Source organism: Stenotrophomonas sp. WED208 (assembly GCF_040984485.1).
Classification (GTDB): Bacteria; Pseudomonadota; Gammaproteobacteria; order Xanthomonadales; family Xanthomonadaceae; genus Stenotrophomonas; species Stenotrophomonas riyadhensis.
In genome coordinates this window covers 2,097,424-2,111,549 of record NZ_JAZARB010000001.1, presented here as the reverse complement: position 1 = coordinate 2,111,549, position 14,126 = coordinate 2,097,424, and the positions used below count along the sequence as shown (strand labels likewise).

Sequence of the window (14,126 nt, the reverse complement as noted above, 5' to 3'; positions counted from 1 at the left end):
CTCTACACTATCGTCAGCCCGTCCGCGCCTCGCGGCGTCGGTGCACCCAGTAGTAAAGCGTCGGCAGTACCAGCAGGGTCAGCAGCATTGCCGACAGCAGGCCACCGATCACCACCACCGCCAGCGGCTTCTGGGTCTCTGCACCGATCGCATGCGAGGTCGCCATCGGCAGCAGGCCGAACATCGCCAGCAGTGCGGTCATCAGCACCGTACGCAGGCGCTGCAGCGAACCCTGCACCACCGACTGCAGCAGGTCCATGCCCTGCTCGCGCAGCTGGGCGAAGCGACTGAGCATCACCACGCCGTTCAGCACCGCCTGCCCGAACAATGCAATGAAGCCGATGGCCGCCGACACCGACAGCGGAATGCCGGTCAGCCACAGGGCCAGGATGCCGCCGATCATCGCCAGGGGAACGTTGGCCAGGATCAGTGCCGCGCTGCTGATGTCCTTGAAGGCATCGAACAGCAGCACGAAGATGATCAGCACCGACAGCGGAATCACCCAGCCCAGCCGCTTCATCGCACGCTGCTGGTTCTCGAACTCACCGGACCATTCCAGCCGGTAGCCTTCCGGCAGCTGCACGCTGGCATCCACGCGCTTACGCATGTCGGCCACCACGCTGCCCATGTCACGACCAGCGATGAAGATGCTGACCGCCTTGACCCGCTGTGCGTTCTCGCGCGAGATATTGATCGCGCCGCTGGCCATGCGGAAGTCGGCCACGTCGGACAACGTCACCGTGTGGCCATCGCCGATGCCCACCGGCACCGTACGCAGCCGTTGCAGGTCACGGTCGGCATCGTCCAGGCGCAACGTGATCGGGAACCTGCGGTCGCCCTCCCACAGCTCGCCGACCTGGCGCCCGCCCAGTGCAGTCTCGATCACTTCGTCGATGTCGCGCACGTTCAGGCCATAGCGCGCGGCGCGGTCGCGGTCGATCTCGATCTGCAGCTGCGGCAAGGAGCCATCACGGTCGATGAAGGCACTCTCCACGCCCTCCACGCCACGCACCTGGCCCAGGATCGCCTGCGCCTGCCGGTTCAGCACGTCAAGGTCCGAGCCACTGACCTTGATCACCACCTGGCCCTTGATCTGCGAGATGCTCTCCAGGATGTTGTCGCGCACCGGCTGCGAGATCGAGAACTCCGGCCCCGGAATTCGCTGCTCCAGCGTGCGCTGCAGGTCGCTCACCAGCTGCCGCTTGTCCACCCCCTTCGGCCATTCCTTCTCCGGCTTCAACGCCACCAGTGCCTCGATCTGGTTGGCGCCCTTGGCATCGGAGCCGTCTTCCGGCCGCCCCAGCTTGGCCACCACCGTCGATACCTGCGGGAAGGTTCCAACCAGCTCGCGGATGCGCCGCGACTGCTGCTGTGCTTCGGCCAGGCTGGTGCTGGGGTCAAGCGTGGCGGTCAGCCAGATCGAGCCCTCGTCCAGCTCGGGCAGGAACTCCGAGCCCAGGCGGGTACCCAATGCCAACGTACCCACCAGCAATGCGACCGCGGTCAGCACCACCGCACGCGGTCGGGCCAACGCACGCTCCAGGATCGGCCGGTACCAGCCGGTCAGGCGGTCCATCAGCGGATTGCCATCGCGCATGCGGTCCCGTCGCAGCCACCAGTAGCAGAACAGCGGCACCACGGTCAGCGCCAGGATCAACGCACCGATCAACGCCGAGGTCACCGAGTACGCCATCGGCGCGAACATGCGGCCTTCCTGGCGCTGCAGGGTGAAGATCGGGATGTGCGCGGCGATGATGATCAGCATCGAGAAGAACGTCGGCCGGCCCACTTCCGATGCGGCTGAAAGAATGGTCGAGAACCGTGTCTTCCGATCAGCCGTAGGTGGCAGCTTCGACAATCGCGAGACGATGTGCTCGGTGACGATCACCGCGCCATCGATGATGATGCCGAAGTCCATCGCACCCAAGGACAGCAGGTTGGCCGGCACGCCCCACAGGTGCAGGCCAAGGAAGGTCGACAACAGCGCCAGCGGCATCATCGCCGCCACGATCAGCGCGGCGCGGGCGTTGTACAGGAACAGCCACAGCACCAGGAACACCAGCACCGCACCTTCCAGCAGGTTGCGGAAGACGGTCTTCAAGGTGGTCGACACCAGCCAGGAGCGGTCGTAGAACGGCTCGATGCTGACCCCGGCCGGCAGCTGGTTCGCTTCGATCTCGGCGATGCGCGCATGCAGGGCGTCGAGCACGTCGGACGGATTCTCGCCCTTGCGCATCAGCACCATGCCGAACACCGCATCGTCATTGTCGTCCTGGCCGACCAGGCCCTGCCGTGGCAGGCCGGTATCGGCGATGCTGGCCAGGTCGCGCACCAGGATCGGCGTACCGCCGCGCTGCGCCACCACCACGTTGCCGATGTCACCCGGCGAACGCATCAGGCCCACGCCGCGGATCAGGAACTGCTGCTGGCCACGCTCCACGTAGCCGCCGCCGGCATTGGAGCTGCCTTTCTCCAGCGCCTCGGCGAATTCACCGAGGCTGATGCCGCGATCACGCAGCTTGTCCAGGTCCGGTTTGACCTGGAAGGTGCGCGCGAACCCGCCGAAGCTGATCACATCGGCCACGCCCGGCACGGTGCGCAGGCTGCGCTCCATCGTCCATTCCTGCACCGTGCGCAGCTGGGTCGGCGTCATGTGCGGGCCCTTGAGTACGTAGCGGTAGATCTCGCCCACCGCCGAACTCATCGCCTCCAGCTCCGGGGTCACGCCCTCCGGCAGCTCCACGCCCTGCAGGCGTTCAAGCACCTGCTGCCGCGCGAAATAGTCGTCGGCCTTGTCGTCGAAGGTCAGGATGATCATCGACAAGCCGAACTGCGTGTGCGAGAACACCCGCACCGAATGCGGAATGCCGGACAAGGCCACTTCCAGCGGCATCGTCACTTCGCGTTCCACCTCTTCGGCGGCGCGGCCCGGGTGCAGCGACACCACCGTCACCTGGGTGTCGGAGACGTCCGGGAAGGCCTCCACCGGCAGCACGCGGAACGCGGCGATGCCGCCGCCGATGAACAACAGCAGTGCCAGCATCACCATCAGCGGCTGGCGCAGGCAATAGGCAATCAGGCGATCGATCATGGGGCGGCATGCCCCGCGCCGGTGCTGGCGGCCGCTGGCGCGCTGTCGACCAGCTGCTGCAGCAGCAGGCCCCCTTCGACCACCACCCTGCTGCCAACCGCCAGGCCGTCACGCACCCAAAGTCGGCCGTCACCCAGCTCCTCGGCGTGCACGGCGTGGCGCACGTAGCGGCCCTTGCCCTCCTCCACGAACACCACCTGCTTGCCGTCGATCAACAGCACGGCCGCATCGGGCAGCGAGACGCCGCCCTCGGCCGGCAATGCTACCTGGGCACGCACGTACTGCCCGGCCTTGAAGCCCCGTGCGCGGTTGTCCAGCTCGGCGCGTGCCTGCACCACGCGGCGCTCGCTGTCGACGAAATCGTCCACATGCTGCAGGGTCGCCTGCAGCGGCTGGCCATCTGCGCCCGGCACGCTGACCGGCATGCCGGCCTTCAGCCGTCCTGCCAGGCTTTCGGGGATGTCCAGCAGCAACCACAGGCGGTCCGGATCGCCGATCACCGCCAAGGGTTGTTCACTGTCGGGGCTGACCGACATGCCCGGGCTCATCCGCCGCTCCACCAGCACGCCATCAATGGGCGCGCGCAGCGGCAGGCGCTGGTCCACACGCTGGCCATTGCCGTAGGCCCTGGCGAACGCGGTCGCGCGTGCATGATCAGCCTGGCTGCCAGCGAAATTCGCCTCGGCTTCATCCAGCTCACGGCCAGAGGCCACGCCCGCGGCATGCAGTTCACGGGTACGGTCCAGCTCCTTGCGCGCCTGCTGCAGCTCGGCACGGCCACGCACGCCCTCTGCCTGGGCCTGGCCGAACTCGGGCGAGGTGATCCAGGCAATCACCTCGCCGGCCTTCACGTTCTGCCCCGGCTGCGCCTCGATGCGCGCCACCTGACCCGGCAACGGCGTGTGCAGTGCGCTGGAGCGCGTCTCATCCCAGACCACCCGGCCCGGCAGCTGCAGGCTGGCGCTGGCGCCGGCGGTCACCGCCTCGCTGCGCAGCACGTCCAGCTGGCGGCTGTCGACGGGAAACTGGATCTGGCCCGCGCTGACCTGGGGCGCATCCTCGGTATAGGACGCTGGCTCGCGGCCACAGCCGCTCAGCAGGGCCAGCGCCAGCAACGCCGGCAGCACGGCATGTCGCGCCCGTGGGCGATGGGCGACGGTGGACTTCATCGGGATTCTCCTTCGGCAACGGATGTGGCGGCTTCCCAGCGCGCCAGGGCAATGGCATGGTCGGTGCGCGCCTCGATCAGCGCGCCCTCGAAGTCGCGCCAGCTGCGGCGCGCATCCAGCAGATCGGTCAGGTTGGCGGCACCGCGCCGGTACGCCAGTTCGATGCCCTGCACCGCCCTGCGTGCGGCGTCGGACTGCAGTCCCTCATAGTCGCTGCGGCGCTGTGCGGCGGACTGCGCGCTGGCCTGCAGCTGGTCCAGTTCGGCGCGTGCTTCGCGCTGCAGCACCTGCAGCTCCAGCGCGGCGCTGTCACGGTCGGCCTCGGCACGCTGGATCGCGCCGCGCGCGCGCGACGGCCCCCCCAGCGGAATGGTCAACGACACGCCCCAGGTAACACCGCTGATGTCCGTCGGCTCACGTTCGGCCTCCACACCCAGCTGGATATCGCGATGGCGCTCGCTGCGCGCCAGGGCCACGCCTGCGTCGGCCGCGACCAGGCGCGAACGCGCGGCACGCAGGTCGGCGCGCTGCTGCGGGTCGAACGCGCGTACATCGGCCACGCTGCTGGCATCCGGCCAGGGGTCATCGGCACTGAGGTCGCGGCTGTCATCACTGCCCAGCAGCAGGCCCAGCGCATGCCGTGCATCGCGCAGATCCAATGCTGCCTCGCGTGACGCGTCGGCGACGGCGAGGTCGTCCACCGCCAGCCGCGCGCGATCCACCGGTGCCATCGCCCCTGTCGCGACCTGCTTGTCGGCCGCCGCCATCTGCTCGGCCGAACTCTGCCGGTTGGCGTCGGCAATCTGCGCCCGCTCCTGCGCGCCCTTCAGGCCGAAATAGGCTTCATGCAGTGCCACCTGCTGGCGGCGCCGGGTATCGAGCATGTCCAGTCCGGCCACCGCCAGCAGCGCTTCCGCCTGGCGGACGCGCAATGCGCGCTTGCCACCGCGTTCCCAGGTCCAGCCCAGGCCCACGGTGCTGTCCACCCGCTTGTCCTGCCAACGTCCAGGGCCGATGCCGTGCTTGGGGCTGATCTTGCTGGTGCCGATCGACAGCTCGGTGGCCGGGCGCAGCGCCGCCGTCTGCGCGTCACCCTGCACCCCGCGCAGCTCCAGTGCCGCGGCGCGCAGGTCCGGGTTGTGCGCTTCCATTGCACGCTGCGCTTCTGCCAGGGACAGCGCCGAAGCCGCAGGCGCGCACAAAAGGGCGGCCAGCACGACCGCAAGACGAGGGGAGAAATTCATGCACGTCACGGTAAGGTGACGGACTTGCGCCAAACTTGCCCCAACCTTGCACGAAGCTTGCAATGCGAATCCTGCTGATCGAAGACGACGCCGCACTGGCCGATGGACTGATCCGTGCCCTGCAGGGCGCCGGTCATCTGTGCGACCACCTCCCGCGCGGGCTGCACGCGCCGGCCGCGCTGGCCAGTACCCCATATGACGTCATGGTGCTCGACCTTTCGTTGCCGGACGTGGATGGCCTCGACCTGCTCTCGCGACTGCGCAACGACGGCGCTACCCTGCCGGTGCTGATCCTCACTGCGCGCGATGGCGTGGAGGACCGCATCCTCGGTCTCGACCGCGGTGGCGATGATTACCTGGCCAAGCCATTCGCACTGGGTGAGCTGGAAGCCCGCCTGCGTGCGCTGTCACGCCGCCGCAGCGATGCGCCGGCACAGAAGCGACTCGGCCGGCTGTGCTTCGACAGCATCCGCAATGAAGTGCAGGTGGAAGGCCAGCGCATCGAGCTGACCGCACGCGAGCTGTCTCTGGTCGAAGCGTTGATGCAGCATCCGGGCCGCACCGTCACCAAGCAGCGGTTGTTCGATGCGTTGTACAGCTGGGACCACGAGGCCAACCTGTCGGTGATCGAGGTGCATGTCAGCCGCCTGCGCCGCAAGCTGGAACAGGCGCGCGCCGGCGTCGGCATCCGCATGTTGCGTGGCCTTGGCTACCGGCTGGAGGCCGTGGGTGACTGAGCGCGTGCACAGCCTGCGCGGCCTGCTGCTGCGACGCCTGTGGCTGCCGCTGCTGGTGCTGCTGCTGTGCAGCGCAGTAGGTTCGTTCGCGCTGGCGCGCTTCTACGCCGGCCAGGTCTACGACCGCTGGCTGCTGGACTCGGCGATGTCGTTGTCCGAGCTGGTGACCGTGCAGGATGGCCGCGCCTCGATCGAGATCACCCCGGCCGTATCGCGCATGTTCACCTGGGACACCGCCGACGAAGTGCATGGCGAGGTGGTCGACGCTGCAGGCGGGCGCCTGTATGGCGACCTGCCCGAAGCATTGCCGCGCCCGGCGAGCGCTGCCGCGGATGACGATGCGGTCTACTACGATGCCCGCCTGCGTGGGCAGCCGGTGCGCATGGTCGAAGTGGTGGTCAGCGCCGGGCCGGGCCATGACATCCGGTTGCGCGTGGCCGAGACGCTGCGCAAGCGTCACCGGCTGGAACGCAAGCTGCTGCTGACCAGCGTTCCGTTCCAGGCCGCGATCCTGGCACTGGCGGCGTGGCTGGCCTGGTCCGGCACCGGCGCCGCCGCACGCCACGCGAACCTGGTCGCACGGAAGCTGGCCAGCCCGCGGCCGGATCCATTGGCGCCGCTGGACCCGGCGCAGGAAGCTCCCCGCGAACTCTGGCCGGCGGTGGAGGCCTACAACGCCTTGCTGCAGCGCCTGGACGCGATGCAGGGGGCGCAACGCCGCTTCGTCAGCAACGCCGCACATCAGCTGCGCACACCGTTGGCGGCCATGCAGGTGGAGCTGGAGAGTTCATTGCGCCAGCACGATCCGCAGGCCCAGCAGCTGGCGTTGTCCGGCACGCTGGCCGGGCTGGCGCGGCTGCAGCACCTGGTCAACCAGCTGCTGATGCTCAGCCGTTCCGAAGACCCGCAGGGCAGCGCGCTGCCGCTGCAGCCGGTGGATCTGGCCGTGCTGGCACGTGGCGTGGTGGAGCGTTACGCCGACCGTGCGTTGGCGGCGGGCGTGGACCTGGGTTACGACGGACCCGACGACGGCGTGCAGGTACAGGGCGACCCGCAGCTGCTGCGCGAGGCACTCGGCAACCTGCTGGACAACGCACTGCGCTACGGTACCGTGCGTGGTGTGATCACCCTGGGCCTGCAGCAGAATGGCGAAGGCGTCCAGGCATGGGTGGATGATGACGGCGCCGGCATTGCCGAGGCCGAACGCGGACGCGTCACGGAACGCTTCTACCGGGCCAGCAGCGAAGGCGATGGCTGCGGGCTGGGTCTGGCGATCGTGGCCGAGATCGCACAGCGGCATGGTGCGACCCTGATGATTGATACCGCCCCGATCGGTGGCGCACGGGTGGGGTTGCGGTTTCGATCCCGCTGACGTCCTGCGTGCCCACCAAGGTTGGCACCTACCCGGTCACGCCACCCGGTAGTCGCCCACCTTGGTGGGCGCTGTTGACCTCCCGTGTGCCAACCAAGGTTGGCACCTACCAAAGCGGGATTCCTCGGGAGCATGGCTCGGTAGACGCCAACCTTGGTTGGCGCCGTTGACGTCCCGCGTGCCAACCAAGGTTGGCACCTACCAAAGCGGGATTCCTCGGGAGCATGGCTCGGTAGCGGCCAACCTCGGTTGGCGCCGTTGATGTCCCGTGTGCCAACCAAGGTTGGCACCTACCAAAGCGGGATTCCTCGGGAGCACGGCTCGGTAGCGGCCAACCTCGGTTGGCGCCATTGGTGTCCCGTGTGCCAACCAAGGTTGGCACCTACCAGAAGCGGGATCCCCGTACGCCAACTCGCAACCCATCACCGGCTCATCGAATACGGCGCCTGCGCGCCCTGCCCCGGCCAGTCCTTGTTCGGCTCGGCCTGCATGCTGAAGCGCAGCTCGCCACCGGCCAGGATCTCGTCATGGCGCAGGAAGGTGCGCTGTAGCGGCTTGCCGTTGAGGCTCACGCTGCCCACATAGGTGTGCCTGTCATCCAGCCCATCGGCCACGATGGTGAAGGTCTTGCCGTTCGGCAGTCGCATCGCGGTCTTCGGCAGGAACGGGCGCCCCAGGATGTACTCGCCCGAGCCGGGTGCCACCGGGTAGAAGCCCAGCGCGGTGAACACGTACCACGCCGACATCTGGCCGACGTCATCGTTGCCGGCGAGGCCATCGGGGCGGTCGGCGTACTGGGTGTCCATGATCTGCTTCAGGCGCGCCTGGGTGCGCCACGGCTGGCCGGCATACGAATACAGGTAGGCCACGTGGTGGCTGGGCTCGTTGCCATGCGCATACCAGCCGATCAGGCCGGTGATGTCTTCCATGTGCTCAAAGATGGATGGATCGACCTTGGCGTTGAACACTTCGTCCAGGCGCGCGAGCAGCTTGTCGCTGCCCCCGTGCGCGGCGGCCAGGCCGGCCACGTCCTGCGGCACGTACCAGGAGTACTGCCAGGCATTGCCCTCGGTGTAGTCGGTGCCGTAGCCACTGGCGCTGGGGTCGAATGGCGTGCGGAAGCTGCCATCGCGCTTGCGTGCGCGCATGAAGCCGGTGTCCTTGTCGAAGGCGTTGCGCCAGTTGCCGGCGCGCTTGTCGAAGGTGGCCGCAACATCGGTCTTGCCCATCGCCTGTGCCATGCGAGCAATGGTCCAGTCATCGAACGCGTATTCCAGCGTCTTGCTGGCCGCTTCGCCTTCCTCGTCGATCGGCACGTAGCCCAGCTCGCGGTACTGCGCGATGCCGTCGTAGGGACCGTAGTTGGCGGTCTCGACCATCGCCTTCAGCGCCTTGTCGGCGTCGAAGCCACGGATGCCCTTCACGTAGGCATCGGCGATCACTGGCACCGCGTGGTAGCCGATCATGCACCAGTCTTCCAGACCATGGAACGACCACACCGGCAGCATGCCGTACGGGCTGTGCTCATGGTGGGCCAGCATCGAATTGACGAAATCGCTGTTGCGCTGCTCCGGCTGCACCAGCGTCAGCAATGGGTGCAACGCACGGTAGGTATCCCACAGCGAGAAGGTGGAGTAGTTGGTGTAGCCCTTGGCCTGGTGAACGGCGTTGTCCGAGCCGCGGTACTGGCCATCGGCATCCATGAACAGCGTTGGCCCCAGCATCGTGTGGTACAGCGCGGTGTAGGCACTGCGCCGGGCATGTTCGGGGGCCTCGATATCCAGCACCGACAGCGCCTGCGTCCACTCCTGCCTTGCCTGCGCACGCACGCGGTCGAAATCGAAGCCGGCCACTTCCGCGTCGAGGTTGGCAATGGCACCGGCTTCGCTGACCGGCGAGATCGCCACCTTGACCACCAGCGGTGCGTCCAGCTTGCCGAACGCGAAGGTACCGACCAGCTGACGGCCTTCGATCTGCGCACGCTGCGCCGGATCCTTCTCGCCCGGCGGCGGGAAGCCCTTGTAGACGATGTCCTGCTCGGTGTTGTGCAGCTCATGCCCGGAAAGCGGCCGCGAGAAACGCATCGCGAAGTACAGCTGGCGGCCCGGCGCCCAGCCGCGCGTCTCGCGGAAGCCGGTCACGGTGCCATCGGCGCGCACCCGCACCCGCGACCACAGCACCTTGCCCGGGTAGTCGTACATGCTGGTGCGCATGTCCAGCAGCACCTTGGCATCGGTGCCCTTGGGGAAGGCATAGCGGTGCACGCCCACGCGCGCGCTGGTGGTCAGTTCGGCGCGCACCTTGTAGTCGTCCAGGGTGACCGCGTAGTAGCCCGGCTCAGCCTTCTCGTCATCGTGGCGGAAGCGCGACGCGTAACCGCTGCGCGGCTTTTCCGGGTCACCGCGCTCCAGGCCGGGATTGCCGGTGAACGGCATCAGCAGGATGTCGCCGAGGTCCGAATGACCGGTGCCGGAAAAATGCGTGTGCGAGAAGCCGACGATGCTGCTGTCGTCGTAACGGTAGCCGGCTGCCCAGCCATAGGCCTTTTCGCGCGGCTGGATGCGTGTGTCCGGGCTGAGCTGGACCATGCCGAATGGCACCGTGGCACCCGGGTAGGTGTGGCCTTCGCCACCGGTACCAATGAACGGGTCGACCGAAGCGTATGCCCTGTCGGCGGCCGTTTTGGCGGGAGCGGCCGACGCCAGGCCGGAAGCGAGCATCGCCGTGGCGGCGACAGCGATCAGGAGACGACGGTCCAGCGTGGGCATCGGCGTTTGGATCGATTCAGGTGGTTGCCGGATGCTAGCACCGGGCATCCCGTGCCGCATGTTGCAGTGCGGCCATCGGCCTTGCACCCGCTGCATGCCCTCGCGCGGCTGACGCCCGCAGGAAATGCGACCGGCCATGGCTCACCTCTACGGCTGTACCGGCACTTGCCGTGTACCCCGCCCCCTCCTACCCTGCGTCCACACCCGGGAGAGGACGCATGCTCATCCGCACTGCACGATGGATCGTGATGGCAAGCCTGCTGGGTGTCGTAACGCTCAGCCATGGCGCGCCGCCCACGCCCCCCGCCCCATCGCGTGCTGCCCAGGACGACTACACCATCCTGCGCCTGCTGGTCACCGACGACCAGGACCACCTGCTGCTGGAACACAACCGCAGCGGCTGGATGACACCCGCTGTACGCGCCAACCGCAAACAGAGCATCCAGCAGGCGCTGCAACAGCTCTCATCGGATCTCGGCCTGCAGGTATCGCCGTTCACGCTGGCGGCCATCTACAGCTATCGTTTCAACGAAGATCCGCCGGACCCAAGCCACGACGCGGTGTCGTTCCGGCAGCACTATCGCGCCACCCTGCGGGCCGGGCAGCCACCGGCGAGAACCGCGGACAAGGAATACCGGTGGGTGAGCCGCGACGAGGCAGCGACGCTGATCGGCATGGAAGCGCTGCGGATGGAAACCCTGCAGGTGCTCGATCACCCCGGAACGCTGTGGGGCGGTGCGTTCGAGCTGTCATTCAAGGGCGATGAGGCAACGGGCACCCGATTGATCGAACCGTTCTACCCGTTGCGGTGAGGTCAGCACCGACGGGATAGCGTCGGCTGCGTCTTGCGCGGCGCGGAACCGCCGCGCTCCGCGCGACAGCCGAGCATGGGCTCGGCGCTACGGCAGATCGATCGGCCTCGCTACGCCGCCAGTGCCTTCTGGATATCCGCCAACGGTGCGTTGGTCAGGTCCTTGGCGATATCGCCGAGCAGGCGTGCCTGGACCTCTTTGTGCAGCAACGGACGGATGCGGCCCAGCGTGGTCGGATCAGCGATCAACACCAGATGCGCATAGCGGTTCTTCAAGGCATCCTCGTTGAGCTGTTCGGCCACCTGCTTGGCGAACGTTGCCTCGTTGAGCTGCGAGACCGACATGTCCTTCGGCACTGCACCCGCAGGCCCCTGCCCGGACACGCCCTGCTCACTGATGTCCTGCAGACGCAGCTCGCCTTCCTGCTTCAGGGTCAACTGATGGTTGCTGCCCACGTTGGTGAACACCCGCGCCGAACCACCGTCGGCAACCACGATCAGCGTTCCTTCGGGAATCGTCCGCGCCATTGCATCCTCCATCAATCCAAAAAGTGGGTGTGCGCTCCACCTTATGCACGCCGATGTCACCAGAGCGCGTACAGGATGTGATTCCGTCATCGCAATCTGAAATCCGCCCTAAATTTGCCCGGAGGCCTGCCGCTATGGCCTCCATCATCGCGAGGAACCTCTGTGTACGCTGGCTCACTGTTCCACGTCTGCTTCGCCACCAGCCTGGCCATTGCCGGCTGCGCCGGTTGCATCCACCAGTTCCTGCAGGGCCAACCGTTCTTCGCCCTGGCCATCATGCTTTCGGTACTCACGATGATCGGCGCCGCATTGGTCACGCGGAAACTGGCACTGCCGGGCGCCCTGGCGATGGCCTGCACGGTGTTCGGCTTGATGGCGAAGTCGGCCTGAGCCTTCTGAACAGGCGAGATGGAACACAGCGTGCAGATCAGCCTGCTTCGCTGCATGCTCACGCCGATGCCGTTATGATGAACGGATGATCGACACGACCCACTACGTGACGGGCGCACCTGTTACGTGGGAAGCACTGCCGACCGGCGCTTCGCTTGCCACGAATGCTCCCGCCCTGCATTTCCATCGCCTCGCGCTGGATCCCGGCGGATGACGCCCGCAGGCCCACGGCCTGCCTTCCCCACACGCTGATGTGACACGCGGCTGCCAACTGCGCGACCGTTGTGATCCCGTTGCCGCGTTTCCGCCGTTGCGGCGGTGCTTTGCCGTGCGCGTGGCGTTGCGCCTGCACACGTTCCCCGGCCCCCACGCCGCCTTCCGATGCCCCTGCGCCACTTGCGCCTGCATCGCCGTTTCCGATTTCCGGGACACACCACGCCGCCCATTCCCCTATTCCATACCTACAAGGGAGCCCCCATGCAGGACACGCCCGAGGCACATGCCCATTTCGGCTGGTTCAAACGCCGCCGCCACCTGAAGGTCGATGAGATCACCGTCGTCGACAAGCCCATGCTCAAGCGCGCCGTGGGCGCCGCCGCACTCGGCAATGCCATGGAGTGGTTCGACTTCGGTGTCTACGGCTATCTCGCCGTCACCATCGGCCAGGTGTTCTTCCCGTCGAGCAATCCCACCGCACAGGTGATCGCAGCCTTCGCCACCTTCACCGTGGCATTCCTGGTGCGTCCACTCGGCGGTCTGGTGTTCGGCCCGCTCGGCGACCGCTATGGGCGCCAGAAAGTACTGGCGTTCACCATGATCCTGATGGCGCTGGGTACCTTTGCGATCGGCCTGATTCCTTCCTACGAGCGGATCGGCATCTGGGCACCGGTGCTGTTGCTGCTGGCGCGCGTGGTGCAGGGCTTTTCCACTGGCGGCGAGTATGGCGGTGCGGCCACCTTCATCGCCGAGTATTCCACCGACCGCAACCGCGGCCTGATGGGCAGCTGGCTGGAGTTCGGCACGCTGGGCGGCTACATCGCCGGCGCCGGTACCGTGACCGCGCTGCACATGCTGTTGAGCAGCGAACAGATGCTGGACTGGGGCTGGCGCATTCCATTCCTGGTGGCCGGCCCGCTGGGCCTGCTCGGCCTGTACATGCGCATGAAGCTGGAAGAGACCCCGGCATTCCGCGCCTTCGCCGAGGAAGCCGAGAAGCGCGAGCACGACCGGCCCGGGCTTGGCGCGCTGTTCCAGGTGCACGGCCGCCAGCTGCTGGTGTGCATGGGCCTGGTGCTGGTGTTCAACGTCACCGACTACATGCTGTTGACCTACATGCCCAGCTACCTCAGCGTCACCATGGGCTACGCCGAGAGCAAGGGCCTGCTGCTGATCATCATCGTGATGCTGGTGATGATGCCGTTGAACATTGTCGGCGGGTTGTTCAGTGACAAGCTGGGCCGCCGCCCGATGATCATCGGCGCCTGCATCGCGCTGCTGGTGCTGGCGATTCCGTGCCTGCTGCTGGTCGGCAGCGGCAACGACTGGATGATCTTCCTTGGCCTGATGCTGCTGGGCCTGGCGCTGGTGTGCTTCACCAGCTCGATGCCGTCCACGCTGCCGGCCCTGTTCTATACCCCGGTGCGCTACAGCGCGCTGTCGATCGCCTTCAACGTCTCGGTATCGCTGTTCGGTGGCACCACGCCGCTGGTTACTGCATGGCTGGTGGAACGTACCGGCGACCCGCTGGTGCCGGCCTACTACCTGATGGGCGCAGCGGTGATCGGCCTGGTCACCATGCTGTTCGTGAAGGAAACCGCGGGGCTGCCGCTGCGCGGTTCACCGCCGGCAGTCGGCAGCGACAAGGAAGCCGCCGCACTGCTGAAGAGCGATGTGCCAGTGACGGTGGACCCGAGCCTGCCGCCACTGCCGGAGGCTGCGGAACCTGAGCAGGTAAAGCCGGCCTGAGGCTCGGCGGAGCCGGCGTTGTAGAGCCACGCCCGCGCCCGGTTGCCTTAC

General features: G+C 67.1%; 11 protein-coding genes. 6 read left to right on the top strand and 5 right to left on the bottom strand.

From position 1 onward, the window contains the following. Positions 1 to 13 precede the first annotated feature (13 nt). Genes VPH47_RS09375 through VPH47_RS09365 form a run of 3 tightly spaced genes read right to left on the bottom strand, consistent with a single transcriptional unit; the run spans position 14 to position 5,504 of the window. Entirely contained in the window at positions 14 to 3,091 is a 3,078-nt protein-coding gene (locus VPH47_RS09375; RefSeq protein WP_180853942.1) for an efflux RND transporter permease subunit, read from the bottom strand. Next, the gene (locus VPH47_RS09370; protein WP_368850600.1) at positions 3,088 to 4,260 is read right to left on the bottom strand and encodes an efflux RND transporter periplasmic adaptor subunit; all 1,173 of its coding nucleotides are present in this window, start codon (positions 4,258 to 4,260) and stop codon (positions 3,088 to 3,090) included. The genes VPH47_RS09375 and VPH47_RS09370 overlap by 4 nt, the downstream gene beginning before the upstream one ends. Next, positions 4,257 to 5,504, bottom strand: coding sequence for a TolC family protein (locus VPH47_RS09365; RefSeq protein WP_368850599.1), 1,248 nt, complete (start codon positions 5,502 to 5,504; stop codon positions 4,257 to 4,259). Before VPH47_RS09365 ends, VPH47_RS09370 begins: the two co-directional genes overlap by 4 nt. 62 nt (positions 5,505 to 5,566) lie before the next feature. Between VPH47_RS09365 and VPH47_RS09360 the strand changes: the two genes are divergently transcribed. Together VPH47_RS09360 and VPH47_RS09355 are read left to right on the top strand one after the other, a co-directional pair. Next, positions 5,567 to 6,241 (top strand): response regulator transcription factor, encoded by a 675-nt coding sequence (locus tag VPH47_RS09360; protein ID WP_071227978.1) that lies wholly within the window; start codon positions 5,567 to 5,569, stop codon positions 6,239 to 6,241. Next, entirely contained in the window at positions 6,234 to 7,613 is a 1,380-nt protein-coding gene (locus VPH47_RS09355; RefSeq protein ID WP_368850598.1) for a sensor histidine kinase N-terminal domain-containing protein, read from the top strand. The genes VPH47_RS09360 and VPH47_RS09355 overlap by 8 nt, the downstream gene beginning before the upstream one ends. 422 nt (positions 7,614 to 8,035) lie before the next feature. Here VPH47_RS09355 and VPH47_RS09350 read toward each other — a convergent pair whose 3' ends face one another. Then, positions 8,036 to 10,381: a GH92 family glycosyl hydrolase gene (locus VPH47_RS09350; protein ID WP_368850597.1), complete on the bottom strand. Its 2,346-nt coding sequence runs from the start codon at positions 10,379 to 10,381 to the stop codon at positions 8,036 to 8,038. A 248-nt stretch (positions 10,382 to 10,629) separates the two neighbouring features. On the opposite strand from VPH47_RS09350, the gene VPH47_RS09345 reads away from it, so the two are divergent. Then, positions 10,630 to 11,193, top strand: coding sequence for an NUDIX hydrolase (locus VPH47_RS09345; protein WP_368850596.1), 564 nt, complete (start codon positions 10,630 to 10,632; stop codon positions 11,191 to 11,193). Between the two features lie 110 nt (positions 11,194 to 11,303). Here the strand turns inward: VPH47_RS09345 and VPH47_RS09340 are convergent, their stop codons facing one another. Next, positions 11,304 to 11,720, bottom strand: a complete 417-nt coding sequence (locus VPH47_RS09340) for a host attachment protein (RefSeq protein ID WP_049448044.1) — start codon at positions 11,718 to 11,720, stop codon at positions 11,304 to 11,306. A 162-nt stretch (positions 11,721 to 11,882) separates the two neighbouring features. Between VPH47_RS09340 and VPH47_RS09335 the strand changes: the two genes are divergently transcribed. The 3 genes from VPH47_RS09335 (at position 11,883) to proP (ending at position 14,075) form a co-directional block, all read left to right on the top strand. Then, complete coding sequence (locus VPH47_RS09335; RefSeq protein ID WP_121503426.1) at positions 11,883 to 12,110, top strand: hypothetical protein; 228 nt, start codon at positions 11,883 to 11,885, stop codon at positions 12,108 to 12,110. 85 nt (positions 12,111 to 12,195) lie between these two features. Then, positions 12,196 to 12,324 (top strand): hypothetical protein, encoded by a 129-nt coding sequence (locus VPH47_RS09330; protein ID WP_256202341.1) that lies wholly within the window; start codon positions 12,196 to 12,198, stop codon positions 12,322 to 12,324. Between the two features lie 263 nt (positions 12,325 to 12,587). Beyond that, positions 12,588 to 14,075 (top strand): glycine betaine/L-proline transporter ProP, encoded by a 1,488-nt coding sequence (gene proP, locus VPH47_RS09325; RefSeq protein WP_110712498.1) that lies wholly within the window; start codon positions 12,588 to 12,590, stop codon positions 14,073 to 14,075. Positions 14,076 to 14,126: the final 51 nt, after the last annotated feature.

Bases quoted from the DNA above. Each gene is read 5' to 3' on its own strand.
- VPH47_RS09375 (WP_180853942.1), bottom strand. From the start codon at position 3,091: ATGATCGATCGCCTGATTGCCTATTGCCTGCGCCAGCCGCTGATGGTG.
- VPH47_RS09370 (WP_368850600.1), bottom strand. From the start codon at position 4,260: ATGAAGTCCACCGTCGCCCATCGCCCACGGGCGCGACATGCCGTGCTG.
- VPH47_RS09365 (WP_368850599.1), bottom strand. From the start codon at position 5,504: ATGAATTTCTCCCCTCGTCTTGCGGTCGTGCTGGCCGCCCTTTTGTGC.
- VPH47_RS09360 (WP_071227978.1), top strand. From the start codon at position 5,567: ATGCGAATCCTGCTGATCGAAGACGACGCCGCACTGGCCGATGGACTG.
- VPH47_RS09350 (WP_368850597.1), bottom strand. From the start codon at position 10,381: ATGCCCACGCTGGACCGTCGTCTCCTGATCGCTGTCGCCGCCACGGCG.
- VPH47_RS09345 (WP_368850596.1), top strand. From the start codon at position 10,630: ATGGCAAGCCTGCTGGGTGTCGTAACGCTCAGCCATGGCGCGCCGCCC.
- VPH47_RS09340 (WP_049448044.1), bottom strand. From the start codon at position 11,720: ATGGCGCGGACGATTCCCGAAGGAACGCTGATCGTGGTTGCCGACGGT.
- VPH47_RS09330 (WP_256202341.1), top strand. From the start codon at position 12,196: ATGATCGACACGACCCACTACGTGACGGGCGCACCTGTTACGTGGGAA.
- proP (WP_110712498.1), top strand. From the start codon at position 12,588: ATGCAGGACACGCCCGAGGCACATGCCCATTTCGGCTGGTTCAAACGC.